Raw genomic sequence first — 25,847 nt, forward strand, 5'->3', positions numbered from 1 at the left:
GGTGCGTGAATTCAGGCGGAGGGGGCGGGGCGCAGGTCGTGCAGTTCGGTGCCCAGCAGCCGGTCGTGCAGGAACTGGCCCTGGGGATCGATCCAGGTCCAGAGGAAGAGGGTGAACGGGGCGCCGACGATCAGCAGATCGAACGAGGCCCAGCCCGTCGCGTGCGACAGCCCGGCGATCGCCAGGGCGGCCAGCAGCGGCAACGGCCACAGCAGCAGGTAGCGCAGCAGCATGCGGATGCCCCGCAGGGGGCGGCCGCCGCGATCCGTCAGGCGGATGTTCCAGGTCTTCATCGGCAGGGTCTGGCCGCCGCGCCGCCAGCAGGCCAGGAAATAGACGCCGATGGCCAGAAACAGAAACACCTGGCGGCCGTGGCGCAGCATCAGGCCGCTGCGGCTCTGGGTCAGGGTGTCGAACAGATACCCCGCCAGAAACACCACACCAAAGAGCAGCACGCCCTCGTACATCATGCAGGCAAAGCGGCGCAGGCGCGGCGGAGCGGTCGGGACGGCCGGTGCGGAAACGGACATGGCGCGGCGGATGGGCTTTTGAAAACCATCCATTATCGCTGAAAAAAAGCGCCCCACGCCTTGGGGCGTCCCGGCGGCAAAACAAAGGCCGCCCGATGGGGCGGCCCTGCGACTCAGCCGGAGCGGCTTAGTGGGCGGTGCGGACCGTGTGGTGCACGCGGCCTTCGGGCGTCTTGAAGAAGCCGGCGATCTTCTGGAACAGGTGCTTGACGGCGTGGTCCAGCGCAAATTCATGCTGGGCTTCGATGGCTTCTTGCAGCAGTTGGCGTTCCAGGGCGTCGGTCAGGCGGATGTCGGTGGTTTGCAGGTTTTTCATAGCAAGTCTCTTCACTTGAAAAGAGCGTTTCGCTCGGGTTAACCCTATTATAGGGAAAACCCTAGGTGTTATGCAAGTCCCTGGATGGCTGACCGGGTCCGGCCGGTTGCCGGACCCTGGAAGTGTGGCCAAAACCCTACGCCCGGTCCCGATAGCCGGCCGCCACCAGCTCGAACTGGAACAAGCGCCGTTGTGTCACTGGGTCGATCCGCGGCTTTGCCGCCGGCCGCACACCAGTTGCGAGACAGCGATCGTTGAGAGCAGAAGCAAGCCTGCACCCAGCAGCATGGGGGCGGGGGAGATCAGGAGGATGCCGGCCACGAACAGGCCCAGCCGCTCGAATGGACGGGCATGGTTCAGAAGATAGCCCGACATGGCGGCGCTGACGCAGGTGATCGCCAGCAATGTCATGGTGATCGAAAACAGGTAGTGGCCGAGGCTCGCGTCCTCCAGCAGCAGGATCGGGTTCAGCATGAACGCGTACGGCACGATCACGGCGCCCACTGCGAGCTTGAAGGCGATGACGCCGGTGCGCATGGGATTTGCGCCCGCGATACCGGCGCCCGCGTAAGCGGCCAGGCACACTGGAGGGGTGATGTCCGCCAGAATGCCGAAATAGAACACGAACATATGCGCGGCGATCACGGGCACGCTGAAGTGTGCGGCCAGGATGGGCGCGGCGACCGTCGCCGTCACCACGTAATTCGCCGTGGTGGGCAGGCCCATGCCCAGCACCAGGCAGGCCAGCATGGTCATGATCAGGGTCAGCGAGAAATAGCCCGATGCGATTTCAATGACGCCGGCAGCCAGTTTGCCTCCCAGGCCCGTGATCGTGACGGTGCCCGCGATGATCCCGGCCGTGGCGCAAGCGGCGATGACGGGCAGCGCAGCGCGTGCGCCGGCCGCCAGCAGGCCCGCCAGGCGGGCCAGGCCCATCCGGTCCTCGGCGGAGAACCCGCTGACGATCAAGGTCACGCCGATTGCCAGCAGGGCGGCGAAAGTCGGCGTCCTGCCGATCAGCAGGGCCACGACGATCGTGAGCAGGGGGGCGAACAGGTAGCCTTTCCTGAGGATCAGGCTGCGCGGGGGCAACTGATCCCGGCGCAGCCCCGTGATGCCCATTCTCTTCGCTTCGAAGTGTACCGAGAGGAAAATGCCGAGAAAGTACAGGATGGCGGGTCCGGCGGCCAGGACGATGATCTCGTTGTAGGGTACGCCGGTCATGGCGGCCATGATGAAGGCGGCCGCCCCCATGACAGGGGGGGCCAGTTGCCCGCCGGTGGAGGCGGCCGCTTCGGTGGCGCCCGCGAACTCCGGGCGGAATCCGGCCTGTTTCATCATGGGAATGGTGAAGGACCCGGAAGCTACGGTATTGGATACCGAACTGCCGGAGACCATGCCTTGCAAGCCGCTGGCGATCACGGCGGCCTTGGCAGGGCCGCCGGTCAGCCGGCCCACTGCCAGGAAGGCGATGTCGGTGAAAAACTTGCCGACGTTGGTATGGATCAGCACCACCCCGAAGAACAGGAACAGGTAGATGAATGTCGCCGAGACCTGGATCGGCGTGCCGAATACCGAGGAGGTGGTGAAGAACGCCTCGGTTGCCAGCCGGTTCCAACTGAGGCCCGGATGGGTGAAGACCGGGCTATGGTTGCCGAACAGGCTATAGGCGAGCGCACCCAGGGCGATGAGGACGATCGGCAGACCGACGCTGCGCCGTGTGGCCTCCAGCACCAGGGCGATTCCCACCGTAGCCGCCGCGATATCCAGGCCGCTGTAGCCGAACAGGATCGCATCGTCGACCAGCCGTTCGTAGTTGAACAGGATGTACAGGCAACTGGCGGCGGCCAGCGAGGCCAGCAGCAAGTCGATGATTCTGCGCGGCCTGGAGTCTACGGCCCGCGCGCTGGCCGGGTACACCAGGAAGATCAGTGCGCAGGCCAGGCCCAGGTGGACGGCCCCCTGGACGATCGAGACGTAGGACCCGAAAAACGCCGTATAGAGTTGGAACAGGGTCAGCAGTGTGCCCAGGAGAAATGCGGACTTGCGCCATCGCGTGGTGCTCTGCTGCTGTTCACCCTCGATCGGGATATTGAGCGCTTGGCTTTCGTCTGTTGTCCGGGTCATCTTCACGTCGTCCTTCATGAATCGCGGGGCCATGGGGCGGGTTTAGTCCTTGATGATGCCTTTGTCCTTGAAATATTGTTCGGCCCCGGGATGGAGCCGCAGGTTCAGATTCGGCGGAATCGCGGTATTGACGTCGATGGCCTGTTTGGCCGGCAGCGTCAGGTCGCCGGCATGTTCATAGAGCGTTCGCGTCAATTCGTACGCCAGCTTTGGGCTGACCTTGGCCTTCGAGGCGAACAGGCAGGACCAATCGGAAACGGTCTGCACCGGCTCCTTGGCGAAGCCGTAGCTGCCGGCTGCGATGGTATAGGGTGAAAAGTCGCTATGGGCCAACAGCGATTGGAGCTGCTGCGGTTCGATGGACAGCAGGCGCACGCCGCCCTTGGCCGACTCCAGCTCCTGCAAGCCGGGGAAGGGCACCGGCTGGACGTCGAAGATGGCATCCAGATTCCCGTCGCGCAGGCGCTGGCGCGCGCTGTCGGAGGCTTCGGAGAAAGCCTGGTAGTCGCCGTCGGACAAGCCATAGGCGCTCATCAGCGCCTTGGAGGCAAGCTGGTTTGCCGAACCGGGCGCGCCGATGGCCACCCGCTTGCCCTTCAGGTCGCCGATGGACCGGATTCCGGTATCCGCCAGTGTGAACGCATGCAGCGCATACGGCTCAAGGCAGCCGAGCAGGCCGACAGGCTCGGTATTGACGTTCTTGTATTTCCCTTCGCCGCTGAGGACGAGCTTGGCGGTGGTGGCTTGCGCCAGGCCGAGTTCGATCTCGCCGCGGCTGATCTTGGCGAGATTGTCCACCGAGCCGCTGGTTTGGATGGCCGATACGCGCAGATCAGGGATGTCGATACGCTTTTCGAAGATATTCGCGTACTCCGACCCCATGGTGTAGTACCCGCCGCCGGGGTTGGCGGTCCCGAGCTGCAGTTTGCTTGTGTATGCGCTCCCCCGGTCGGGGCCGTCCGCGGCGATGGCCGTGGCCGTCAGGACCGTGGCGCACAGCGACCAGGCGGCCGCGGCCAGGCACATTTTTTTCCGGTGGCTGAATGTTTTGGTGTGCATGCTGAAGTCTCCTCCTATTGCATCTTGGTATGGTAAAGAGTCCGCCGCCGATTGGAAGGAATCGGCGACGGGCCGGGGCTTACGGGGCGGATATCAATCTGACGTCGGCGATATGCAGTCCCGATTGGTTCAGGATGACAGGGTTGAATTCCAGATCCGCCAGGTTCTCCATCCGCAAGGAGGATGCGCCGATGTCCACGATGAAGCGGGCGAGCGTGTCCATGTCTATCGAGGGCAGGCGGCGATAACCGGCGAGGATCTTCGCAATACGGGTTTCAAGAATCATTTCCTTCGCTTCGAGCTCGGTCAGCGGCAAGGCGCGAAAGGCGATGTCCTGCAGGGCCTCGATGGTCACTCCGCCGGCTCCGAAGGCGATCATGGGGCCGAAACCGGGGTCCACCGTGACGCCGATCAGCAGCTCCGTGCCGGCATCGATCATGGGCGTCACGATCACGCCGCGGATGGCGCTGTCCGGATGCGCGCGGCGCACGGCTTCGACCATACCGGTCCAGGCCGTCTCCGCCAGATCCTCGCCGACGTTCAAGCGCACTCCGCCTACATCGGATTTGTGGGATATGCCGTCGGCGACGATCTTGAACGCGCACGGGCGGCCCAGCGCCGCGACGTGGGCGCGGGCTTGCGCCGCATTTTCCGCGAACAGCCAGGGGCCCGTATCAACGCCGGCTGCGGCCAGCGACGCGCGCGCCTCGGGCTCGGAGAGCACGGATGCCGTGCGTTGGCCGGTCGGTCGGGCGTACCGGCCCAGCGCCTGCGCATCGGTGCGTTGCGCCGCGGTTGCCAGCCAATGGCTGCGCCGCACCAGCGCCTGCACGCAGGATACGGCATGCTCGATGGAGCCGAGCACGGGAATGCCATGTTCGCGCAAGTGCTGGTGGGCGGCGGGCCGCCGATGCTCATAGCAGCTATGCACCACGACCGGGAATTTGCCGGCGGCCGCGGTCCGGCCGATGTCCAGGCAGGCCGCGTTTTCCTGCACCTCGTCCTCGGGATCGAATCGCAGGTGATATCCGCCCAGCAGGCCTACGACCAGGATCACCCCCACGTCGGGCTCCGATTGCAGCAGTTCGATGCATTGCGCGAACAGGCGCGGCGATGCGTCGCCGGCGCTGGCCACGTCGATCGGATTGCTGACCGCAGCCGTTGCGCCAAGATACCGGTGCAGGGCCTGGCGGGCCTGTTCGGACAGCGTCGCCAGACGCAGGCCGGCGGCTGTCAGGCTGTCGGCGGCCAAGGTCGCGTGCCCGCCGCCGTCGCTCACGATTGCGACGCCCTTGCCGGCTTTGGGCAGGGGCAGGCTGGACAGGGCCCCGGCCACGACTGCCAGTTCGTCCACGCGCTCTACCTGGATGATGCCGGCCTGCCCGAGCAGCCCCGTGGCGACCCGGTCGGAGCCCGACACCGAGCCGGTGTGCGACAGCGCCGTGTGGCGGCCTGCTTCCGAACGGCCGCCGCGTACGAGCACGATGGGGCACCCGCGGCTGACCTCGGCGGCGGTTGCGATCAAGGCGCGGCCGTCATGCAGCCCCTCCGCGTGCACGGCGATGGCCTTCGTGCTGGCCCGCCGGCTGAATGCCAGGATCAGTTCCGCGACATCGACATCGGCCTGATTGCCCAGGCCGGCGTACGCGTCCAGGCCCGGAGTGCGGTGGTGCTCGATATCGGCCAGCAAGGACAGCAGCATGTTGCCGCTTTGCGTCACCGCGCTGATGGGGCCGATGCGGCACTGCTGCTTCAGGCCTACCAGGTCGGCGCCATGGTTGAAATTGATGATGCCGGATGTATTGGGGCCGATGACCCTGATGTCGTGGGTTGCGAGAAAGGATTGCAAGGCCTCTTGGCGCCGGGCCCCGTCCGGACCCGACTCCTTGAATCCACTGGCGAGGATGACCGCGCCGGCGACCCGCCGGCGGCAGCACGCCTCCAGTATCGGGATGACCTGGTCCGCCGGCCTGGCGATGACGGCGAGATCCAGCTCCAGGGGCAGTTCATCGATACTGGACAGGACCGGTATCCCGAGGATGGCGCCGCCTTTGGGGTTGATTGGATAGATCGGATGCGGGTAGCCGTTGCGAACCAGGGATTCGACGATCTGGTAGCCCCGCTTCCTGGCGTCGGAGGACGCTCCCACGATCGCGATCGAGCGTGGCTCCATCATGCGGTCGACGGCGCTGTCCTGTTCCATGTCCATGCTGCACAAGTCCATGGTCCGCTCCCTACTTGCCGGAGAACCGGGGCGTTCGCTTTTCGGCGAAGGCGCGCACGCCTTCAAGCCAATCATCGGTCCGCATGATATCCAGCAAGGCGCGCGCCTCGGTCCTGAACACGTCGTCCGGGGGCGTTGAGGTATTGATGGCCGCTTTGATCACGGCCATGGAGACCGGCGCATTGGCGCATAGGATGCTTGTGATGTTGGCGGTCGCCGCCGCCAGGCCTTCCTGCGGGACTGCGGCATTCGCCAGCCCGCAGCGCACCGCTTCCGCACCGCTGATGCGCCGGCCGAACAGGAGCAGTTCGGCCGCCTTGCGCAGACCCACCAGCCGGGGCAGGCGGGTCGTCACGCCGCCGCCGACATAGGTCCCGATGGCGGATTCCGGAAAGCCGATCATGGCATCTTCGGCGATGACCAGGAAGTCGGCGGAGGTGGCGATTTCGGCGCCGCCGCCGATCGCGTAGCCATGCACCTGGGCCACCACGGGAATGCGCATGCGCTGGATCTGGGCGCAGACCTCCTGCCCCAGCATGACGTATTCGGTTCGTTCCCGTTCGGAGCGCTGTCCGGAGCCGTGGGCCTTCAGATCGGCGCCCGCGCAGAAGGCCCTGCCCTGGCCGGACAGCACGACGCAGCGGGTCTGGCCGTCCGTTTCCGCTTCCCTCAAGGCGGCAAGCGTCTGTTGGTAGAGCGGTTCGTTGACCGCGTTGAGGCGCTCGGGCCGGTTGAAAACGATGTGGAGGCAATGGCCTTCACGGTGCGTGACGACTTCTGGCATTCTGTCTTCTCGATGAGGTGTGGTTGATTGGCATGCCCGGGGATTGATTGACTGTATGCCGCGAACTAATTACAGTCCAATATAAATATTGGATGGATTGATGCAATATGGGCATTAATATAGACATTCGCCATATGCGGGTGGTCCTGGCGGTGCTGGACAACGGCGGCTATACCGCCGCGGCCGGCAAACTCTATGTCTCGCAATCATCGATCAGCAGAACCATCCAGGAAGTCGAGTCGAGCCTGGGCGTGGCCTTGTTTCGCCGCACGACGCGCAGCGTCGGCCTGACGCCGGAGGGCGAGCGTTTCGTGGCTGTTGCGCGCACCATCGTGGCCCAGTTCGAGAAGGGGCTGAATCATTTTTCCGGTTATCTGGCGGGACGGAGCGGTTCCGTCCGGCTGGCCACGGTCAGTTCGGTGGCCAGCACCCTGTTGCCGGACATCCTGTCGCGTTTCTGCCAGCAACGCCCCGAGGTCGAAGTATCCATACAGGACGGTTTCTCGGAGGAAATATTGGCGCAGGTATCGGGCGGAGACGTCGATTTCGCCGTCACCGCCTTGCACAGGACGCCGCCGGACCTGCAGTCGGAAACTCTGGCGACGGATCGTTTCGTTTGTATTTTCCGTCCGGACCATCGCTTCGCCGCCATGGCGCAAGTGACATGGGCCGATCTGCAGGACGAACCCATCATCGCCTTCGACCAGAAGAGCAGCATCCACCTGCAGCTCCATGAGCTGGCGCAAAAGCTCGGGATTTCGCCCAAAGCCTTGCTGCATGTCAGGGAAGTCAATGCGATCGGCGGCCTGGTGTCTGCCGGAATAGGCGTCACCATCCTTCCGTCGCTGCTGCTGCCGACGGTCCAGTTCGTCAGCCTGGACTACAAGGTCGTCCGGAGTCCGGTGCTCGAGCGGAAAATCTGTCTCGTCTACGACGCGCTCCGGCCGCTGGCGCGGCCCGCCCTGGACTTGATGGACGCCCTGCGTGACGCCCGGGATCACCACATGCGGCTGCCCCCCGAGGCGCGCTGGAGCAAGCGGCAGGGCAGGCGGGCCGTCGCAACGCCCGGAGCGGGCGCATCGGGCCGCGCCGGGACTCGCGCCTAAGCCCGGTCCCGATAGCCGGCCGCCACCAGCTCGAACTGGAACAGGCGGCAGTCCAGGGCGCCGTTGTGCAGCGGGTGGCGCCGGCGGGCTTTCAGCCGCATCCGGCCGGGCAGGTCGAGGTCGCTGGTGATGACGTTGAGCTGCCAGCCGCCGTAGTGGCGCTTCAGCCAGCTGGCCCATTCCGGCCACAGTTCCGTGTCTTCGTCCGCCAGCCGTTCGCCGTAGGGCGGGTTGGTGACGATCCAGCCGGCGGATTCGGGGGGCGGCATCCGGCGCGCGTCGCAGACCTCGAAGCGGATCGTGTCCGGGCTCAGGTGGGCGCGCTCGGCGTTGGCGCGTGCGGATTCTATGGCGCTTGGGTTGATGTCGCAGCCGACCAGGGGTTGTTCCAGACGCGGGGCGATCCGCGCACGGGCGTCTTCCTTCAGGTCGCGCCACAGGCGGGCGTCGTGGGCGCGCAGCCGCTCGAAGCCGAACGGGCGCCAGATGCCCGGCGGCACGCCCAGGGCGATCCAGGCGGCCTCGATCAACAGCGTGCCGCTGCCGCAGAAAGGGTCCAGCAGCGGGGTATCGGGCGGCCAGCCGGACAGGGCCAGCAGGCCGGCGGCCAGGTTTTCGCGCAGCGGCGCCTCGCCCTTGTCCAGCCGCCAGCCGCGCTTGAACAGGGATTCGCCGGAGACGTCCAGGTACAGCGTGGCGCGCCGTTCGTCCAGGAACAGATGGACGCGCGCGTCCGGGCGGACGGTGTCGATGCTGGGCCGGTCGCCTTCACGGTCGCGCAGGCGGTCGCAGATGCCGTCCTTGGCCCGCAGATTGCAGTACTGCAGGCTGTGCATGGGACTGCGGATGGCCGAGGTGTCCACGCGCAGGGAATGTTCCGGGCCGAACCAGCGCTCCCATTCGGTGTCGCGTGCCAGGGCCAGGATGTCGTCTTCGGTGTGGACGTCGGCCTGGGCGACCTGGACCAGGACCCGGGTCGCCAGGCGGGAATACAGGTTGGCGCGCAGCACGCCGGACCAGTCCGCCTGGAAATGGCAGCCGGCGCGTCCGGCCTGCACGGCCTCGTAGCCCAGGGCCTGCAGTTCCAGCGCCAGGGCTTCTTCCAGCCCGTGCGGGCAGGGCGCGAAGACGGCGAAAATCTCGGATCGGCGCGGTTGGCGCGGGGTGCGCGGCAGGCGCTGGATGCGCGGGGTGTCGGTGCCGCCTTCGGCGCGAGGCGGCCGGTCGGTGCGCGGTTTGTCCGCGCGGCTCCAGGGGCGGTCCGCTGCGCCTTCGGCGCGTTGCGGGCGCGGCCGGTCGGCGTAGGGCCGGTCCGCCCGGTCCCCGCGGTCCCGCGCCGGCGCCCCGGACTTTGCACGCGCCGGCCGGTCGCCGCGCTCGGTCCGGGGCCCGCGATCCGGCGCGCCGGTACGGGCCGGCCGTCGGGCCGCAGGGGCTTCGGCGGGGGCCTCGGGTTCAGCGCCCGGCCGTCCCTGGCGCGCGTGCTCCTGCAGGGCGGCCTGGCGCGCGCGGGCGCCCGAGCGCTTGCGGGGTTCCTCGTCCGGCCCGGTGCGGGTTGGAGCGGAGGGGGCCTTTTTCTTCAGGCTCAGTGTCTTGCGTGTCGTGGAATCGTTCATCGGCGATCAGAAGGGTTTGACGACCACCAGGATCAGGACCAGCAACAGCAGCAGGACCGGAATTTCGTTGAACCAGCGGAAGTAGCGGTGAGAGTGCCGGTTGACGCCGGCGCTCAGGGCCAGCAGGTGGCGGCGGCAGGCCAGGTGGAAGACCAGCAGGCCGGCCACGGCCAGCAGTTTGGCGTGCATCCAGCCCTGGCCCTGGCCGATGCCGTAGCCCAGCCAGAGCCACAGGCCCAGCGCCAGCGCCAGGACGCCCAGCGGCGTCATGAAGCGGTACAGGCGCCGCGCCATGCCCAGCAGGGCCGTGCGCACGGCCGGATCGTCCGTCTGGGCCAGATTGACGTAGATGCGTGGCAGATAGAACAGCCCGGCGAACCAGGATGTGACGAACAGGATGTGGAAGGCTTTGACCCAGAGCATGAGGCGCCTAACCTCGCAACTGGCCTTCGCCCGTCAGCACCCATTTCTGGATGGTCAGGCCTTCGAGCCCGACCGGGCCGCGGGCGTGCAGGCGGTTGGTGGAAATGCCGATTTCTGCGCCCAGGCCGTATTCGTAGCCGTCGGCGAAGCAGGTGGGCAGATTGACGTAGACCGAACTGGAATCGACTTCGCGCTGGAAGCGCTGGGCGGCGGACAGGTCTTCGGTGACGATGGACTCGGTGTGCTCGGAACTGTAGCGGGCGATGTGGTCCATGGCGTCGTCCAGGGAATCCACCACGCGCACGGCCAGGATGGCGTCGTGGAATTCCGTGGCCCAGTCGGCCTCGGTGGCCGGGACCGAGCCGGGCAGCAGCGCCGTCGCGCGCGGGCAGGCGCGCAGTTCGACGCCCAGTTCGGCAAAGCGGGCGCCCGCGCGCGGCAGCCAGGCGGCGGCCACGTCGGCGTGTACCAGCAGGGTCTCCATGGCGCCGCAGATGCCGGTCCGGTAGGTCTTGGCGTTGACGGCGATGTCCAGGGCGCGGTCCAGGTCGGCCGCCTTGTCGACATAGACGTGGCAGTTGCCTTCCAGGTGCTTGATCAGGGGCACGCGCGATTCGTCGGCCAGGCGGGCGATCAGGCCCTTGCCGCCGCGCGGGATGATGACGTCGATCCATTCGGGGTGGGTGATCATCTCGCCCACGGCGGCGCGGTCGGTGGTGTCCACGACCTGCACCGCATGCGGGGGCAGGCCGGCGGCTTCCAGGCCGGCCTGGATGATCGTGCCCAGGGCGCGGTTGGAATGGAAGGCTTCGCTGCCGCCGCGCAGGATGGTGGCGTTGCCGGATTTCAGGCACAGGGCGGCGGCGTCGATGGTGACGTTGGGGCGGGATTCGTAGATGATGCCGATCACGCCCAGCGGCACGCGCATGCGGGCCACGCGCATGCCGTTGGGGCGCGTGGTGGTTTCGCTGAGGCTGCCGATGGGATCGGGCATGGCGGCGATCTGCAGCAGGCCCTCGATCATCAGGTCCAGCGCCCGGTCGGACAGGCGCAGGCGGTCCATCATGGGGGCGTCCAGCCCGCGTTCGGCGGCGGTGTGCAGGTCGAGTTCGTTTTCCGCCTGCAGCCAGGCGCGGCGGGTGCGCAGGCCGTCGGCCATGGCGCGCAGGGCCGCGGCCTTGGCGGCGCCGGAGGCCGAGCGCAGGATGCGCGCCGCCTGGCGGGCCTGGCGGCCCAGGGTCTGCATGGAGAAAACGGTGGTGGTGTCGTTCATATGTGTGTGCGTCAAAAAGCGTTCAACGGCGGCGCGATCCCGCAGTGGCGATGCGCATCACCAGCCGCTCCAGCTCGTCCCAGGGGTCCCGCAGCAGGCCGTCCACCGGAATTCCCTTGATGATACGGTCGATTTCGTGGGTGTGGCGCAAGGCCGGGGGCCAGGCGGCGGCCGGGACGCGGGCCAGGGCCTGGCGGGCCAGTTTTTCGCGCGCGCCGAACAGGCGCTGGGACCGGATCGCCGCCTCCAGGCCGCCGTGGACATGGGGCGCCAGGCGCGTCAGGATGCGGATTTCTTCGCCGACGGCCCAGAGCACCAGCGGCAGGGCCTCGCCTTCGGCCTGCAGGCCGCGCAGCACGGTCAGCGCCCGGTCGGCCTGGCCCAGCAGCATGGCGTCGCGCAGATCATAGAGATTGTAGCGGGCCACGTTCAGCACGGCAGCCTGGACCTGCTCCAGGCTGAGCGCCCCGGCGGGGTGCAGCAGGGCGAGTTTCTGCAATTCCTGGTGCGCGGCCAGCAGGTTGCCCTCGACCTTGTCGGCCAGCCAGGCCAGGGTCTCGGCGTCGGCCGTGTACCCCTGGCGTCGCAGGCGGGCGTCGATCCAGTCCGGCAGCGCCGTGCGCGGGATGGAGGCGATGTCGGTCCAATCGGCGCCGGCCTTCAGGGCCAGGACCCATTTGCTCTGCTGGGTGGCGCGGTCCAGTTGCGGCAGGCGGATCAGGAGCCGCAGGTCCGGCAGATGGCCGTCGCCGGCCATCGTGGCCAGCTTTTGCAGGGTGTCGGCCCCGGTCTTGCCCGGTTTGCCGGTGGGCAGGCTGATTTCCAGCAGGCGCAGATCGCCGAACAAGGAGGTGTTCTGCGCGGCCGCCAGCGCCGTGCCCCAGTCGCTGCGGGCGTCCATCACCAGATGGGTGCGCTCGGCGCAGCCCAGGCGGATGGCGGCGGCGCGGTAGGCGTCGGCCGCCTCGGTCAGCAGCAGGATCTCGTCGCCGCTCAGGACCGTGCAGGCGGGCAGGTCCTGCGCGCCGGCGTAGTGCTCGGTCAGGCGGTCCGCGGCCGACGCCCGCGCCATGGTCTAGCGCCCGTCCATATCAGGGCCGGATCGGAGCCGGGCCGGCCGAGGGCGTGGTGCTGAGCACCGCGTCATTCGGGATGGGCACGATGGGGCGATCGGCGGCGTTGGCGTAGGCGGCCTGGACCTCGGGCGAGCTCATGCGGCGCATGATCTGGTCGATCAGGCCGTTGCGCATGTCCTTGAACGTGCGCTCGATTTCGCCTTCCTTGGCCTGGACGATACGGTCGTTGTAGGGCAGTTCGCGCACGCTGAGCAGCGTCGTGGGCGGCAGCAGCACGTGTCCTTCGCGGTCCAGCAGTTCGAACTGGAAGTCCAGGTTCAGCTCGTATTCCTCGACCCGGCCATCGGCGTCCAGGGAAAGCTGGCGCAGGTTCTGGGACTCGGTGATCTGGTGCAGGAAGACGTCGGCGTCCAGGCGGCGCTCGGTGAAGCGCGTGTTCGGCGAGTTGGCCGTGACGGTGCGGCGCAGCCGGGCGCCGAACTCGGAGTCCAGGTTGATGTTGGTGTAGATCGTCTGGAAGGGCAGCGGGGTGGCCCCCTTCAGGTGGAAGCCGCAGGCGCCCAGCGCCAGCAGGGCGAGGCCCGCCAGGACGAAGCGCAAGCGGCGCAGGGAGGCGAAGGGAGCCAGAGGCATCATGTGACCTTATCCGACGACGTTGACCAGCCGGCCCGGCACGACCACGACCCGCTTGGGGTCGCGGCCTTCGAGGAAACGGCCGACGGCTTCGTGCACGCGGGCCAGGGCCTCGATGGCGGACTTGTCGGCTTCCTGGGGCACGCTCAACTGTCCGCGGACCTTGCCGTTGATCTGCAGCACCAGTTCGACCGTGTCGGCCCGCAGGGCGGCTTCGTCCACCTGGGGCCAGGGCGCGTCCAGCAGATCGCCCAGCGCGTCGGCCAGGCCCAGCTCGCGCCACAACTGCCAGGTGACGTGCGGCACCACCGGGTACAGGACGCGCAGCAGGATGGAGGCGGACTCGGCCAGGGCCGGGCCGGACACGCCCGCCTGGACGGCCGATTCCAGCGTGTTGAGCATCTTCATGGCCGTGGAGACCACGGTGTTGTACTGGATGCGCTGGTAGTCGTAGTCCGCCTGGCGCAGCAGTCCGTGGATCTGGCGGCGCAGGCCGGCGGCGGCCTCGTCCAGCGCGGCTCCGTCAACGGGGGTTGCGGCGTCGGCGCGGATGGCGTCGTGGTGGCCGTGGCAGAAAGCCCACAGGCGGCGCAGGAAGCGGTGCGCGCCGTCCACGCCGGAGTCCGACCATTCCAGGGTCTGTTCCGGGGGACTGGCGAACATCACGAACAGGCGGGCGGTGTCCGCGCCCATGCCGTCGATCAGCGATTGCGGATCGACGCCGTTGTTCTTGGACTTGGACATGGTGCCGATGCCGCCGTAGTCGATCATCGAGCCGTCCGATTTCAGGCGGGCGCCGGTGATGCCGCCCTTGTCGTCGGTCAGGTTTTCGACCTGATCGGGCCAGAAGTATTCGATGCCGCCGCGTTCGTTCTTGCGCGAATAGATGTGGTTGAGCACCATGCCCTGGCACAGCAGTTTCGTGAAGGGCTCGGAAAACTTCAGCATGCCCAGGTCGCGCATCACCCGCGTCCAGAAGCGCGCGTACAGCAAGTGCAGCACGGCGTGCTCGATGCCGCCGATGTACTGGTCCATCGGCATCCAGTAATCGTTGCGGGCATCCACCATGGCCTGGTCGTTGCCCGGCGAGGTGTAGCGCATGAAATACCAGGACGAATCGATGAAGGTGTCCATGGTGTCGGTTTCGCGCCGCGCCGGCTTGCCGCAGGACGGGCAGCGGCAGGACAGAAAGCCTTCGTGCTTGGCCAGGGGGTTGCCGGTGCCGTCGGGCACCAGGTCGTCGGGCAGCACCACGGGCAGGTCTTGTTCGGGGACCGGCACCGGGCCGCAGTCGGCGCAGTGGATGATGGGGATCGGGGTGCCCCAGTAGCGCTGGCGGGAAATGCCCCAGTCGCGCAGGCGCCAGGTGGTGCGCAGCTCGCCCAGGCCCTGGGCCGCGAGGTCGGCGGCGACGGCCTGGACGGCCTCGGGGGTGGTCAGGCCGTCGTACTTGCCGGACTGGATCGTGCGGCCGATCTGCTTGTCGCCGTACCAGTCCTGCCAGGCTTCGGTGGAATAGGTCTTGCCTTCGGCGGCGACGACCTGGCGGATGGCCAGGCCGTATTTGCGCGCAAAGGCGAAGTCGCGTTCGTCGTGCGCAGGCACGCCCATGACGGCGCCGTCGCCGTAGCTCATGAGGACGTAGTTGCCGACCCAGACGGGGACCGCTTCGCCCGTCAGGGGGTGGGTGACGGACAGGCCGGTGGGCAGGCCTTCTTTTTCGCGCGTGGCCAGTTCGGCCTCGGTGGTGCCGCCCTGTTTGCAGGCTTCGATGAAAGCGGCCAGTTCGGGATTGCCTTGCGCGGCGTGCGCGGCCAGCGGGTGTTCCGGCGCCACGGCGCAGAAGGTGACGCCCATGATGGTGTCGGCGCGCGTCGTGAAGACGTGCATCAGGCCGTCCTGGATCAGGGCGCCGCTCGCGTCGCGGATGTCGTGGCGGAAGGCGAAGCGCACGCCCTCGCTCTTGCCGATCCAGTTTTCCTGCATCAGGCGCACGCGTTCGGGCCAGCCGGGCAGGCCGTCTTCCAGGGTGTCGAGCAGTTCGCCCGCGTAATCGGTGATGCGCAGGTAGTAGCCGGGGATCTCGCGTTTTTCCACCGGTGCGCCGGAGCGCCAGCCGCGGCCGTCGATGACCTGTTCATTGGCCAGCACGGTCTGGTCGACCGGGTCCCAGTTGACGGTCTGGGTCTTGCGGTAGGCGATGCCTTTTTCCAGCATCTTCAGGAACAGCCACTGGTTCCATTTGTAGTAGGACGGATCGCAGGCGCACATTTCGCGCGACCAGTCGATCGCCAGCCCCATCGCCTGCATCTGCTTTTTCATGTAGGCGATGTTGTCGTAGGTCCACTTGGCCGGGGGCACGCCGGACTTCATGGCGGCGTTTTCCGCCGGCATGCCGAAGGCGTCCCAACCCATGGGCATCAGGACGTTGTATCCGCGCATGCGCAACTGGCGGGTCATCATGTCGTTGATGGTGTAGTTGCGCACGTGACCCATGTGCAGCTTGCCGCTGGGGTAGGGCAGCATCGAGCAGGCGTAGAACTTGGGCTTGGGCGAACCGTCGGCGCCGACGGCGTGTTCAGTGACGCGGTAGACGTCGCCCGCGCGCCAGTGGGCCTGGGCTTCGGTTTCGACCTGGTTCGGGAGGTAGCGTTCCTGCATGGATCTGTCTGGGAAATGAGAATGATGTCGGGGTGGCTGGGCCGACAGAGCCGGCCAGCCAAGCCCAACATTATAGAGGGTCGTGGGTCATGGGACTGCGCAAAGAAAAATCCCCGCTCGAAGGCGGGGATTTTCTGGAAACCGGTGAGACGGTCCGGGAGAGGCGATCCCGGATCAACGCAGCTTGGTTTCCTTGTACTCGACGTGCTTGCGCGCGACCGGATCAAATTTCTTGATCAGCATTTTTTCCGGCATGTTGCGCTTGTTTTTCGTGGTCGTGTAGAAGTGACCGGTGCCAGCCGTGGATTCGAGCTTGATTTTCTCGCGGATGCCTTTAGCCATGATGTGCTCCTATGCGCGGCCGATCAGGCCAGTTCGCCACGGGCACGCAGATCGGCCAGAACGGCGTCGATGCCGTTCTTGTCGATGGTGCGCAGGGCCTGGGTGGATACGCGCAGGCGCACCCAACGGTTTTCAGATTCGACCCAGAACCGGCGCGATTGCAGGTTGGGCAGGAAACGACGCTTGGTTTTATTGTTCGCGTGCGAGACGTTGTTGCCCACCATCGGGCCTTTGCCGGTTACTTGGCATACGCGTGCCATGGTCTCACCTCTGTGTATGTATATCGGGAAAGCCTTGGATTCTATACTGAAATCGCCCAGTAAATCAAGCGGGTGTTTGTTTGGGGCCCTGGGCAGTGCGGCCGAAAAACCACGACAGGGTCGCGCAGAACGCCAGCACGGCGGTCAGCGGCAGGGGGGTATCGGTGTGCCAGGCGCTGACGGCGAAGCCGGCCAGAGCGCCGCAGAGCATCTGCAGCGCGCCCATCAGCGCCGAGGCCACGCCCAGGCGTCCGCCCTGTTCCGCCAGGGCCAGGGCGGCGGCGTTGGGGCCGACGAAGCCCTGGCTGGCCATGAAACCCATCAGGCACAGCATCAGCAGGGGCAGGGTGATCCAGTCCAGCAGGGTCAGCGCCAGGGCGCACAGCGTCATCAGCACCAGCGTGCCCTGGGCGCGGGCCAGCAGGCGGATCGGCGGGTGGCGGTTCAGCAGGCGCGCGCTGACCTGCGAGGCGAAGATCAGCGAGGCGGCGTTCAGGCCGAACAGCAGGCCGAACCAGCGCGGGTCGATGCCGTAGATCGTGATGAAGACCTGGGGCGAGCCGGAGATATAGGCGAACAGGCCGGCCGAGCCGAAGCCGCCCGCCAGGGTGTAGCGCATGAATCCCCGGTGGGTCAGCAGCCGGCGGAACTGGCCGGCGATGGCGCCGACGGCCAGCGGCGAGCGCCGCGCCGGGTCCAGGGATTCGCGCATGCGCAGGGCCACGGCCAGCCACAGGCCGACGCCCGCCAGGCTCATCAGATAGAACACGGTGCGCCAGGAGCCCAGCGTCACCGCCTGGCCGCCCAGCAGGGGCGCCAGAATGGGCATCACGCCCATCACCAGCATCAGCAGGGACAGGGCCTGGGCGGCTTCGCGGGTGTCCAGATGGTCGCGAATCACGGCGCGGGGGATCACCATGCCGGCGGCGCCGCCGAAGGCCTGGACCACGCGCCACAGGATCAGGTGGTCGATGTCCCGGCTCAGCGCGCAGGCGATGGAGGCGATCGAGAACAGCGCCAGGCCGAGCAGCAGCGGCGGCTTGCGGCCGTAGCGGTCGGCCAGCGGGCCGTAGGCCAGTTGGGCCAGGGCCAGGCCCAGCAGGTAGCTGGCCAGGGTGCGTTCGACTTGTCCCTGATGCACGCCCAGGTCGCGCGCCATGGCGCCGAAGGCGGGCAGGTACATATCGATGGCCAGGGGGCCGATGGCGGCGAGCGCGCCCATCAGGATCAGCCAGGGGGGCAGCGACAGCGAGGAGGAACGGGAAACCATGGGTGCGGAGGGCGGGGCAGGCGAGGCGCCGGCGCGGGGTGCTTGAAGCCGGGGGGATTGGCGCTCTACTATAACAAGGTCTTGTACATGACTGAGGGAGGCTCTAGTTGACTGCGATCGCATCCATCATCGAGAACAAGCTTGGCGCACTGCCGATGCCGGTTTCCATGGAACTGCCGGACGGGCAGAAGGTCGGCGCCGCCGACGCCGCGATTTGCCTGCGGGTGCGCGATGCCGCCGTCCTGGCGCATTTCGCGGCGGGCGAGGTCGGCGTCCTGGGCGAGGACTATGTCGAGGGCAAGTTCGAATTCGACGGCTCCATGCAGGACCTGATGCGGCTGGCGGCGGGCATCCTGCCCGGATCGCCGGTCGATCTGGCCCGCTCGGGCTGGCTGACCAGCCTGGTGAAGCGGCTGGTGTCGGTCTGGCGCCATTCGATCGAGCGCGATGCGCGGCAGATCGAATTCCACTACGACCTGTCGGACGACTTCTACGCCCTGTGGCTGGACCCGCGCCGGGTGTATTCCTGCGCCTACTACCGCGAACCGGATTTCACCATCGCCCAGGCCCAGGAAGCCAAGCTCGACCACATCTGCCGCAAGCTGGCCCTGAAGCCGGGCGAGCGTTTCCTGGATGTCGGCGGCGGCTGGGGCGGCCTGATGCTGTGGGCGGCGGAACACTATGACGCCGATGTCACCGGCATCACCCTGTCGAACAATCAGCACGCCTACGTCAACCGCCTGATCCAGGAAAAGGGGCTGTCCGGGCGCGTGCGCATGGAATTGCTGGATTATCGCAAGCTGGACGAGTCCCGGCCCTACGACAAGATCGCCTCGGTCGGCATGTTCGAGCACGTCGGCCGAGCCCAGTTGACCGGCTATTTTTCCAAGCTGCGCCGGCTGGTTCGGCCCGGCGGGCTGATCCTGAATCACGGCATCACGGCGGGCGGGCTGGACAATAGCGAACTGGGCGCCGGCATGGGGGATTTCATCGAGAAATTCATCTTTCCCGGCGGTGAGCTGTCCCACATTCATTATGTGCAGCAGACCCTGGCCGAGGCCGGGCTGGAAGACCTGGACGTCGAAAATCTGCGGCCGCACTATGCGCGCACGCTCTGGGCCTGGAGCGATGCCCTGGAATCCCGCCTGGACGAGGCCCGCGCCATCCTGAACACGCCCCAGGGCGAGCGGTCTCTGCGGGCCTACCGCATGTATCTGGCGGGCTGCGCGATGGGCTTCGAGCACGGTTGGATCGCCTTGCATCAGATCGTCGCCCAGCCCCAGCCGACGGGGCGCTCCGACGAACTGGACTACCCGGCCGGGCAGGCCTATCCCTGGCGGCGGGATTATATTTATCGCGACCGCTGAACCGGCTTTCCGCCGGACTCCGGGAGCCCCTTGCATGCGGGCTTCCGGGGTCTTTTTGCGGGTCGCCGAAGCATGCGATTTTCCTGTCCGCACAGCCGGGTTTTCACCAATATGCTTTATTTTCATGCATCTTGCGTGTAAACTAGTCGATCTTCGGTAGTATTTTTATCAATTCTGACAGCGCCCGTTACTGGTTTTTCACGGCCCTGTCTGTCCAGGGCGCTTCGCGCCTGCAGTGCTGGTATGTATTGGCGGCCCGCGGTCGTCTTCCGCACACCCTCCCCTAAGCTATGGCGTCGGCCTCGTCGTGTGTGTCCGGCGTCTCCGTAACCCAAAGGAGGCATCTATGTCTATCTCCGTTTCTCCGTCGCACGTCGCGACCCGTTCCCCCCGTCTGTCCCGTACCGTGCTGGGCCTCGCCCTGTCGGCGGCGCTGGCGGGCCTGTCGCTGGCTCCGTCCGTCTCCCAGGCGGCCGATGCGCCGAAATGCGAACTCGATCGCACCGTGCGCTTTGGCGGCATGAACTGGGAATCCAACCTGGTTCTGGTCGAAGTCGAACGCTTCATCGCCCAGCACGGCTACGGCTGCGAATCCGAAGTCCTGCCGACGGAAACCCTGCCGGCCCTGGCTGCGCTCGAACGCGGCGACCTGGACGTCAACAGCGAGATCTGGCTGAACAGCACCCTGGAACCCTGGACCAAGGCCGAAGCCACCGGCAAGGTCAAGCGCATCGGCGACATCTACATGGGCGGCGAAGCCTGGTTCATCCCCAAATACACGGCCGAGCGCCTGCCCGAACTGAAGAAGGCCGCCGATCTGCCGAAATTCAAGGACGATTTCAAGGACCCGGAAGAACCGTCCAAGGGCCGCTTCTACGGCTGCCCGGCGGGCTGGGGCTGCGAAGTCGTCAGCACCAACCTGTTCAAGGCCTTGGGCCTGGGCGATACCTTCACGCTGTTCTCGCCCGGCACCGGCGCGACCCAGAAGGCGGCTTTGACGGCGGCCTATCAGCGCAAGGAAAACGTGGTCTTCTACTACTGGTATCCGACCCCGCTGGTGGGTTCCATGGATCTGGTCAAGCTGGAACTGCCGCCCTACGACGCGGCCAAGCAAAAATGCCTGACCGACCCGAACTGCGACAATCCCCAGGCGTCCGACTATCCTGAAAACCCGGTGTTCACGGCGGTCGCCACGAAGTTCACCCAGGACGCCCCGAAGCTGACCGAATTTCTCTCCAAGGTCAAGGTGCCCCTGGAGGTCATGAACCAGACCATGGCCTATATGGAGAAAAACGAAGCCGAGCCCCAGCCCACGGCGATGTGGTTCCTGAAGAATCAGGAAGCCATCTGGAGCGGATGGCTGCCGGCCGACGTGACGGAGCGTGTCAAGGCCGCCCTGTAAGGAGGCCCCATGTTTCCTGAACTGATTGCAGCCCGGGATCTGCAGCGGCCCATTGACGCCTTCGTCAATGGGCTGATCAACGAGTATGCCGACGTGCTGCGGGCGCTGACCCAGCCTTTGCTGGATCTGCTGGTCTGGTCCGACAACCTGCTGCGGCATTCGCCGTGGTGGGCGGTCGTGGCCGTCATCATGGGGCTGGCCTGGCTGAGCAGCCGCACCTGGCGCTTCAGTGTCGCCATGGGCGCGCTGGTCTGCCTGATCGGGGCCATCGGCCTCTGGGAAGCCGCCATGCAGACGCTGTCGCTGATGATCGTGGCGGTGGCGTTTTCGGTGGTCATCGGGATTCCCGTGGGGATTGCCATGGCCAGCTTCCGCTGGGTGCGCGCCGTGATGTTGCCGATCCTGGACGTGATGCAGACCATGCCCAGCTTCGTCTACCTGATTCCGGTGGTCATGCTGTTCAACCTGGGCAAGCTGGCGGCGCTGTTCGCCACGGTGATCTATGCCGTACCGCCCGTCATCCGGCTGACCGACCTGGGCATCCGCCTGGTGGACACGGAAGTGCTGGAGGCCTCGCGCGCCTTTGGCGCCAGCCGCAGCCGCCAGCTCTTCGGCGTGCAGTTGCCGCTGGCGCTGCCCAACATCATGGCGGGCATCAACCAGACCACCATGATGGCGCTGGCCATGGTGGTGATCGCCTCCATGATCGGTGTGCGCGGCCTGGGTTACGAGGTCCTGCAGGGCATCAACCGCCTGCAGGTCGGGCGCGGCCTGATGGCCGGCCTGGGGATCGTGATCCTGGCGATCATCTTCGACCGTATCACCCAGCGTTTCGGCCGCCGCTGGCAGGTCAGGGGGAATTGAGATGAGCAAGATCGAAGTCCGCAACATCTACAAGATCTTCGGTCCGCACCCGGACCGCTGGCTGACCGCCGCCCGCGAGGGCCTGTCCAAGGAAGCCCTGCTGGAACGCAGCGGCCACACCCTGGGCCTGCGCGACATCAGCCTGTCCATCGAAGAAGGCCACATCCACGTCATCATGGGCCTGTCCGGGTCCGGCAAATCGACGCTGATCCGGCACTTCAACCGCCTGATCGAGCCCAGCGCCGGGCAGATCCTGGTCGACGGGGTGGACGTGGTCAGCCTCAAGCCGCGCGAACTGGAACACTTCCGCCAGAACAAGATGAGCATGGTGTTCCAGCGTTTCGGCCTGCTGCCGCACCGCACGGTGCTGGACAACGCCGCCTACGGGCTGGCGGTGCAGGGCGTGCGCCGCGACGAGCGCAACGAGCGTGCGCGCCACTGGCTGGATCAGGTCGGCCTGTCCGGCTTCGAGGCCCAGTATCCCCACCAGTTGTCGGGCGGCATGCAGCAGCGCGTGGGCCTGGCCCGGGCGCTGGCCACGGATGCCGAGATCCTGCTGATGGACGAGGCGTTTTCCGCCCTGGATCCGCTCATCCGCCACGAGATGCAGGACCAGTTGCTGGCCCTGCAGGCCAAGCTGAACAAGACCATCGTCTTCATCACCCACGATCTGGACGAGGCCCTGCGCCTGGGCAACCGGATCGCCATCCTCAAGGACGGCGAGCTGATCCAGGAAGGCACGCCCGAGGACATCCTGCTCTCGCCGGCCAACGACTACATCGAGTCCTTCCTGCAGGATGTGAACCGGGGCAAGGTCCTGAACGCGTCCCATGCCGTCAACGAACGGCCGCTGACGCTGACCATGCGCACGCTGCCGGCGCATGCGCTGGAGCGCCTGGCCTCGCGGGACTACGACTACGTCGCCGTGCTGGACGGCAAGCGCCTGGCCGGGGTGCTGATGCGGGACGACGCGCAGCGCGCCGTCCAGGAAGGCGCCCGCGATATTTCCCGTCATCTCAGCGACATGGCGTCCGTGCCGGCCTCGGCCGGGCTGGACGAAGTCCTGGCGCGGCTGCTGCGCACCCCCGAGCCGCTGGCGGTGACGGGCGAGCAGGGCGAGTTCATCGGCCTGTTGTCGCGCAGCAAGGTGGTGGAGCTGGTCACGACGACGGCCGCCGGGCCGGACGAAGCAAGCCCGGAGCCTGAGCCGGCCGGGCACGCCGCCTGAGACAGGAGGGCGGGCCGTTGTGGCCCGACGGGCAGGCGCTCAGGCGCTGCGCGCCTGCCGCCGCAGCACGTGACCGTACCAGGCGAACAGCAGCAGGGCGGAGAGCAACAGCCCGGCCATGGCCATGATCCACATGGTGGCGGCGCCGACCGGGGCGCCCGGCATCAGCCGGTGCGCCACCGGCGCCAGCATTCCCGCCGCCGGGCCGTAGCCCGCCCACCAGCCGCCCACCAGGCCCAGCCCGGTCAGCGCGGAGATCTGCAGGATCAGCGGCACCACGGCGATCTTGTAGGCGCGCAGGATGTAGGCGCCGATGCAATGCATGGCATCCCAGAAGTGAAACCAGGGCGCGATCTGCAGCAGCGTCAGCGCAATCACCGCCACCTGGATTTCGTCCGTGTAGGCGCGCACGATGGCGTCCCGGCCCGTGATCAGGATCACGCCGGTCAGCAGCGCGCCCAGCGCCACCAGCCCGATCCCGCTCATCCCCGTGCGCTTGGCCAAAGCCGGATCGCGCGCGCCCACGGCCTGCGCCGTGAGCGAGGCGGTGGCCAGACTGAGCGACATCGGCAGCATGTAGGACAAGGCGATCAGATTGGCCAGGATCTGCTGGGCGCCGCTGACGTACAAGCCGTCGCGGGCGATCAGCAGCGCCATGAAGCTGAAGGCGCAGACCTCGATCAGGTAGGACCCGCCCATGGGAAGCCCCAGGCGCAGCAGTTCCTTCTGGTCGGCCCAGCGCGGGCGGCCCAGCCGCAGGGACAGGGCGCGAAAAGCCGGGCGGCGGCGGATCATCCACCAGCCGGCGGCGAGCATCATCCAGTCCACCACCAGGGTGGAAATCCCCGCGCCCACGGCGCCCATCGCCGGCAGGCCCAGGCCGCCGAAGATGAACCAGACGTTGAACAGCAGCTTGAAGGCGACGCTGCCGACGTTGATCGCCATGACTTCGCGGGTGTGGGAAATGGCCGTCGAGGTGGCGTAGATCGTGCGAAACAGCAGGGCCGAGGGCAGGGCCAGGGCCAGGGCGATCAGGTATCCCGCCACCCGCCGGCGGACTTCGGGCTCGACGTCGCCGGACAGGCTGAGCCAGGCGTCGGGAAACAGCAGGCTGGCGCCGCCCAGGGCCGACAGGATCAGCGCCAGCCAGATGCCCTGGCCCCAGATCCGGCCGGCCTCGTGCAGGCGGCCGGCGCCGAAGTGCTGGGCGATGATCGGGATCAGGGCATGCACCACGCCCATCAGGCCGACGAAGATCGTGATGTAGACCGAGGCGCCTAGCGACATGGCTTGCAGGTCGGCGGCGCTGGTGTGGCCCACCATGGCCGTGTCCAGGACGGCGAAGATGATGCCGGCCCAGGAACTGACCAGAATCGGCCAGGCCTGTTGCAGGATGGTGCGCCAGGGGGCGGCGGGCCGGCCGGCGTGTGATGCGGCGGTCATGGAGTGCGTAGACGGGTCAAAGGAGAAACAGGGGATTCAGCCGCCGGCGGGCGTTTCAGGCGCCGATCAGGGCTTCAGGCGCAGCAGGCGGAACATTTCGTGGCGGTCGGGCTCGCGGCGGCCTTCCCAGAGCGCGGGATGGTCGGCCAGCCAGGCCTCGCCCGATGCCAGGCTGCGGGGACTGATCTGTTGCAGCAGCAGGGGGCAGTTGCCGTCAAAGCTGAATTCGATGCCGTTGAACACCAGGAAGGACGCGCGCTGGCCGCTGCCCAGACCCTGGGTGCGGACGCATTCGCCCGGCTGGCGGTAGCGATCCAGCGCGGCGGCCAGCGAAGCCGAGACGTCGCGGTAGCTGCGCACGTAATCGAGCGCGGGCATCCACAGCGTCGCCAGCAGCAGCCAGGTGGTGATCAGGCCGCCGGCCGACAGCGCCGTGCCGCGCCACAGGCCGGCCGGATGGCTGCGCAGGCGCCAGCGCACCAGCGCGATCCAGGCCAGCGTGCCCAGCACGGCAAAGGTCGTGGCGGGCCAGGCGACGTGGGGCTCGAAGCCGCCGGTCTGGCGGGTGATGTTGGCGGCGATCTGGGCGGGCCAGCCGGCTTGCAGGGCCACCCAGCCCAGCCACACCGTGGCGGCCGTCAGCGAAAAGCACATCACCGCGAACCAGTCCAGGGTGTTGACCACGCCGCGCCGCAGCGTCGGCAGGGCGAAGGCCGCCAGGATCGCGCTGGGCACGGCCAGGGTGGCGTATTCGGGCTCGAAGGGATCGGCGCTGGCCAGCAGCGTCAGCAGCGCTCCGGCGGCGAAGCCCAGCGGAATGCCGATGTGGGGCGCGCTGAACCAGCCGCGCCAGCGCCACAGCGCCAGCAACGCCAGAGGCCAGGTCGGCCACAGGAACCAGGGCAGGTCACGCAGAATGCTGCCCCAGGCGCGGGCGCCGGGCCAGGCGAAGACGCGGCTCGTCCAGATCAGCCAGCTTTCGGTCCAGTACGGGCCGAAGGTCCGGGCGGGTATCCACCAGAGCAGGATCATCGCGGCCGCGATCAGCGCGCTGACGGCCAGCCATTTGCGCTCGCCCGCCAGGGCGCCGCCCGGCAGGAAGGCGACGGGCGCGGCCAGGATCAGCGGCAGGCAACCCAGCCAGCCGCGCGCCAGAAAGGCCAGCCCGACGGCGATGCCCAGGGTGACGGCGCCCGACACCGGGTGGTCCAGCATGCGGGCCACGGCGTAGAAGGCCAGGGCCTGGCAGGCGATCAGGGCCGGGACCTCGGATGTCTCGTGCATGCGCCAGACGATGCCGACCGTGGCCACGATCAGCAGCAGGGCGGCGTCGGCCAGCATGCGGCCGTAGTCCTGGGGCTTGGGCTCGCCGCCAAAGGGCAGCGCCAGCGGCTGGGATTCCGGGCGCCGGCCCAGCAGATAGGTGCCGTACCAGACCGAGCCCGTGAGCAGGGCGAACCACAGCAGATTGGGCACGCGCGAGGCGATGATGGCCGCGTTCAGGGGGCTGTAGAACAGTTCGAACACGGGGCGCAGCGCCCAGATGCAGGCGGCGCCGACCCAGGTGGCCAGCGGCCCGTCCTGGGCCTGGGCCAGATGCCCCACCTGGGGCAGCAGCCAGGCGTGCTCTTGCCCCGACAGGGCCGTGAGCATGGTCGCCAGACCGGTGACGTCGTCTGTCTTCCAGGGGTCGCGATAGAACAGGCCGGCCAGGATGTAGACCAGGCCGACGCACAGCAGGAACAGCCGGGGCAGTTTGGCGGCCGCCGTGGCTGTCAGGCGGGCGGGCGTCGATCGCAGGTCTTGAGACAGCACCGGGGAAGCACCAGGAAAAGGGGGCGGG

Annotated in this window: 22 protein-coding genes; 5 read left to right on the plus strand and 17 right to left on the minus strand. The window is 67.3% G+C overall.

Annotation, left to right across the window (positions count from 1 at the left end; all coding sequences use genetic code 11):
* Window positions 1-11 precede the first annotated feature (11 nt).
* The 6 genes from ACFO0J_RS09780 to ACFO0J_RS09805 form a co-directional block, all read right to left on the minus strand.
* The gene (locus tag ACFO0J_RS09780; protein WP_376812879.1) at window positions 12-530 is read right to left on the minus strand and encodes an RDD family protein; all 519 of its coding nucleotides are present in this window, start codon (window positions 528-530) and stop codon (window positions 12-14) included.
* 127 nt (window positions 531-657) lie between these two features.
* Entirely contained in the window at window positions 658-846 is a 189-nt protein-coding gene (locus ACFO0J_RS09785; RefSeq protein WP_376812880.1) for a hypothetical protein, read from the minus strand.
* A 195-nt stretch (window positions 847-1,041) separates the two neighbouring features.
* Entirely contained in the window at window positions 1,042-3,006 is a 1,965-nt protein-coding gene (locus tag ACFO0J_RS09790; RefSeq protein WP_376812881.1) for a TRAP transporter permease, read from the minus strand.
* 9 nt (window positions 3,007-3,015) lie between these two features.
* On the minus strand, window positions 3,016-4,032 hold the full coding sequence (locus ACFO0J_RS09795; RefSeq protein WP_376812882.1) for a TAXI family TRAP transporter solute-binding subunit: 1,017 nt from the start codon (window positions 4,030-4,032) through the stop codon (window positions 3,016-3,018).
* Between the two features lie 79 nt (window positions 4,033-4,111).
* Window positions 4,112-6,256 (minus strand): acetate--CoA ligase family protein, encoded by a 2,145-nt coding sequence (locus ACFO0J_RS09800; protein WP_376812883.1) that lies wholly within the window; start codon window positions 6,254-6,256, stop codon window positions 4,112-4,114.
* A gap of 10 nt (window positions 6,257-6,266) precedes the next feature.
* Window positions 6,267-7,040: an enoyl-CoA hydratase/isomerase family protein gene (locus ACFO0J_RS09805; RefSeq protein WP_376812884.1), complete on the minus strand. Its 774-nt coding sequence runs from the start codon at window positions 7,038-7,040 to the stop codon at window positions 6,267-6,269.
* A gap of 107 nt (window positions 7,041-7,147) precedes the next feature.
* Between ACFO0J_RS09805 and ACFO0J_RS09810 the strand changes: the two genes are divergently transcribed.
* Complete coding sequence (locus ACFO0J_RS09810) at window positions 7,148-8,146, plus strand: LysR family transcriptional regulator (protein ID WP_376812885.1); 999 nt, start codon at window positions 7,148-7,150, stop codon at window positions 8,144-8,146.
* Here ACFO0J_RS09810 and ACFO0J_RS09815 read toward each other — a convergent pair.
* The 9 genes from ACFO0J_RS09815 to ACFO0J_RS09855 all read right to left on the minus strand — a co-directional run bounded on the left by ACFO0J_RS09815 (window position 8,143) and on the right by ACFO0J_RS09855 (window position 17,700).
* A complete protein-coding gene (locus tag ACFO0J_RS09815; protein ID WP_376812886.1) occupies window positions 8,143-9,762 on the minus strand; it encodes a THUMP domain-containing protein in 1,620 nt (539 codons plus the stop codon). The genes ACFO0J_RS09810 and ACFO0J_RS09815 overlap by 4 nt on opposite strands.
* A gap of 6 nt (window positions 9,763-9,768) precedes the next feature.
* Window positions 9,769-10,185: a CopD family protein gene (locus ACFO0J_RS09820; protein WP_376812887.1), complete on the minus strand. Its 417-nt coding sequence runs from the start codon at window positions 10,183-10,185 to the stop codon at window positions 9,769-9,771.
* A gap of 7 nt (window positions 10,186-10,192) precedes the next feature.
* Window positions 10,193-11,458: a glutamate-5-semialdehyde dehydrogenase gene (locus ACFO0J_RS09825; RefSeq protein WP_376812888.1), complete on the minus strand. Its 1,266-nt coding sequence runs from the start codon at window positions 11,456-11,458 to the stop codon at window positions 10,193-10,195.
* 22 nt (window positions 11,459-11,480) lie between these two features.
* Complete coding sequence (gene holA / locus ACFO0J_RS09830; RefSeq protein WP_376812889.1) at window positions 11,481-12,530, minus strand: DNA polymerase III subunit delta; 1,050 nt, start codon at window positions 12,528-12,530, stop codon at window positions 11,481-11,483.
* Between the two features lie 19 nt (window positions 12,531-12,549).
* Window positions 12,550-13,170 carry an LPS-assembly lipoprotein LptE gene (locus ACFO0J_RS09835; RefSeq protein ID WP_376812890.1) on the minus strand — a complete coding sequence of 207 codons (621 nt, stop codon included), beginning with the start codon at window positions 13,168-13,170 and terminating at the stop codon, window positions 12,550-12,552.
* A gap of 6 nt (window positions 13,171-13,176) precedes the next feature.
* Window positions 13,177-15,828 carry a leucine--tRNA ligase gene (leuS, locus tag ACFO0J_RS09840; RefSeq protein WP_376812891.1) on the minus strand — a complete coding sequence of 884 codons (2,652 nt, stop codon included), beginning with the start codon at window positions 15,826-15,828 and terminating at the stop codon, window positions 13,177-13,179.
* A gap of 174 nt (window positions 15,829-16,002) precedes the next feature.
* On the minus strand, window positions 16,003-16,170 hold the full coding sequence (rpmG, locus tag ACFO0J_RS09845) for a 50S ribosomal protein L33 (protein ID WP_301115899.1): 168 nt from the start codon (window positions 16,168-16,170) through the stop codon (window positions 16,003-16,005).
* Window positions 16,171-16,193: 23 nt separating this feature from the next.
* Window positions 16,194-16,430: a 50S ribosomal protein L28 gene (gene rpmB / locus ACFO0J_RS09850; RefSeq protein ID WP_376812892.1), complete on the minus strand. Its 237-nt coding sequence runs from the start codon at window positions 16,428-16,430 to the stop codon at window positions 16,194-16,196.
* Window positions 16,431-16,494: 64 nt separating this feature from the next.
* Window positions 16,495-17,700 carry a Bcr/CflA family multidrug efflux MFS transporter gene (locus ACFO0J_RS09855; RefSeq protein WP_376812893.1) on the minus strand — a complete coding sequence of 402 codons (1,206 nt, stop codon included), beginning with the start codon at window positions 17,698-17,700 and terminating at the stop codon, window positions 16,495-16,497.
* Window positions 17,701-17,855: 155 nt separating this feature from the next.
* On the opposite strand from ACFO0J_RS09855, the gene ACFO0J_RS09860 reads away from it, so the two are divergent.
* From ACFO0J_RS09860 to ACFO0J_RS09875, 4 genes are all read left to right on the plus strand, one after another.
* Complete coding sequence (locus tag ACFO0J_RS09860; RefSeq protein WP_376812993.1) at window positions 17,856-19,067, plus strand: class I SAM-dependent methyltransferase; 1,212 nt, start codon at window positions 17,856-17,858, stop codon at window positions 19,065-19,067.
* 346 nt (window positions 19,068-19,413) lie between these two features.
* Entirely contained in the window at window positions 19,414-20,469 is a 1,056-nt protein-coding gene (locus tag ACFO0J_RS09865; RefSeq protein ID WP_376812894.1) for an ABC transporter substrate-binding protein, read from the plus strand.
* 9 nt (window positions 20,470-20,478) lie between these two features.
* Entirely contained in the window at window positions 20,479-21,333 is an 855-nt protein-coding gene (locus ACFO0J_RS09870; RefSeq protein WP_376812895.1) for an ABC transporter permease, read from the plus strand.
* A 1-nt stretch (window position 21,334) separates the two neighbouring features.
* Window positions 21,335-22,561 (plus strand): quaternary amine ABC transporter ATP-binding protein, encoded by a 1,227-nt coding sequence (locus ACFO0J_RS09875; protein WP_376812896.1) that lies wholly within the window; start codon window positions 21,335-21,337, stop codon window positions 22,559-22,561.
* A 39-nt stretch (window positions 22,562-22,600) separates the two neighbouring features.
* On the opposite strand, the gene ACFO0J_RS09880 is transcribed toward ACFO0J_RS09875, so the two are convergent.
* Window positions 22,601-24,004, minus strand: a complete 1,404-nt coding sequence (locus tag ACFO0J_RS09880; protein ID WP_376812897.1) for an MATE family efflux transporter — start codon at window positions 24,002-24,004, stop codon at window positions 22,601-22,603.
* 66 nt (window positions 24,005-24,070) lie between these two features.
* The gene (locus tag ACFO0J_RS09885; protein ID WP_376812994.1) at window positions 24,071-25,816 is read right to left on the minus strand and encodes an ArnT family glycosyltransferase; all 1,746 of its coding nucleotides are present in this window, start codon (window positions 25,814-25,816) and stop codon (window positions 24,071-24,073) included.
* Between the last annotated feature and the right edge of the window lie 31 nt (window positions 25,817-25,847).

Origin of the sequence: Castellaniella hirudinis (genome assembly GCF_042651965.1) — a bacterium.
GTDB classification, from domain to species: domain Bacteria; phylum Pseudomonadota; class Gammaproteobacteria; order Burkholderiales; family Burkholderiaceae_B; genus Castellaniella; species Castellaniella hirudinis.

Excerpts from the sequence above, each read along its gene's own strand:
- ACFO0J_RS09780 (WP_376812879.1), bottom strand. The coding sequence starts at position 530 with ATGTCCGTTTCCGCACCGGCCGTCCCGACCGCTCCGCCGCGCCTGCGC.
- ACFO0J_RS09785 (WP_376812880.1), bottom strand. The coding sequence starts at position 846 with ATGAAAAACCTGCAAACCACCGACATCCGCCTGACCGACGCCCTGGAA.
- ACFO0J_RS09790 (WP_376812881.1), bottom strand. The coding sequence starts at position 3,006 with ATGGCCCCGCGATTCATGAAGGACGACGTGAAGATGACCCGGACAACA.
- ACFO0J_RS09795 (WP_376812882.1), bottom strand. The coding sequence starts at position 4,032 with ATGCACACCAAAACATTCAGCCACCGGAAAAAAATGTGCCTGGCCGCG.
- ACFO0J_RS09800 (WP_376812883.1), bottom strand. The coding sequence starts at position 6,256 with ATGGACTTGTGCAGCATGGACATGGAACAGGACAGCGCCGTCGACCGC.
- ACFO0J_RS09805 (WP_376812884.1), bottom strand. The coding sequence starts at position 7,040 with ATGCCAGAAGTCGTCACGCACCGTGAAGGCCATTGCCTCCACATCGTT.
- ACFO0J_RS09810 (WP_376812885.1), top strand. The coding sequence starts at position 7,148 with ATGGGCATTAATATAGACATTCGCCATATGCGGGTGGTCCTGGCGGTG.
- ACFO0J_RS09815 (WP_376812886.1), bottom strand. The coding sequence starts at position 9,762 with ATGAACGATTCCACGACACGCAAGACACTGAGCCTGAAGAAAAAGGCC.
- ACFO0J_RS09820 (WP_376812887.1), bottom strand. The coding sequence starts at position 10,185 with ATGCTCTGGGTCAAAGCCTTCCACATCCTGTTCGTCACATCCTGGTTC.
- ACFO0J_RS09825 (WP_376812888.1), bottom strand. The coding sequence starts at position 11,458 with ATGAACGACACCACCACCGTTTTCTCCATGCAGACCCTGGGCCGCCAG.
- holA (WP_376812889.1), bottom strand. The coding sequence starts at position 12,530 with ATGGCGCGGGCGTCGGCCGCGGACCGCCTGACCGAGCACTACGCCGGC.
- ACFO0J_RS09835 (WP_376812890.1), bottom strand. The coding sequence starts at position 13,170 with ATGATGCCTCTGGCTCCCTTCGCCTCCCTGCGCCGCTTGCGCTTCGTC.
- leuS (WP_376812891.1), bottom strand. The coding sequence starts at position 15,828 with ATGCAGGAACGCTACCTCCCGAACCAGGTCGAAACCGAAGCCCAGGCC.
- rpmG (WP_301115899.1), bottom strand. The coding sequence starts at position 16,170 with ATGGCTAAAGGCATCCGCGAGAAAATCAAGCTCGAATCCACGGCTGGC.
- rpmB (WP_376812892.1), bottom strand. The coding sequence starts at position 16,430 with ATGGCACGCGTATGCCAAGTAACCGGCAAAGGCCCGATGGTGGGCAAC.
- ACFO0J_RS09855 (WP_376812893.1), bottom strand. The coding sequence starts at position 17,700 with ATGGTTTCCCGTTCCTCCTCGCTGTCGCTGCCCCCCTGGCTGATCCTG.
- ACFO0J_RS09860 (WP_376812993.1), top strand. The coding sequence starts at position 17,856 with ATGCCGGTTTCCATGGAACTGCCGGACGGGCAGAAGGTCGGCGCCGCC.
- ACFO0J_RS09865 (WP_376812894.1), top strand. The coding sequence starts at position 19,414 with ATGTCTATCTCCGTTTCTCCGTCGCACGTCGCGACCCGTTCCCCCCGT.
- ACFO0J_RS09870 (WP_376812895.1), top strand. The coding sequence starts at position 20,479 with ATGTTTCCTGAACTGATTGCAGCCCGGGATCTGCAGCGGCCCATTGAC.
- ACFO0J_RS09875 (WP_376812896.1), top strand. The coding sequence starts at position 21,335 with ATGAGCAAGATCGAAGTCCGCAACATCTACAAGATCTTCGGTCCGCAC.
- ACFO0J_RS09880 (WP_376812897.1), bottom strand. The coding sequence starts at position 24,004 with ATGACCGCCGCATCACACGCCGGCCGGCCCGCCGCCCCCTGGCGCACC.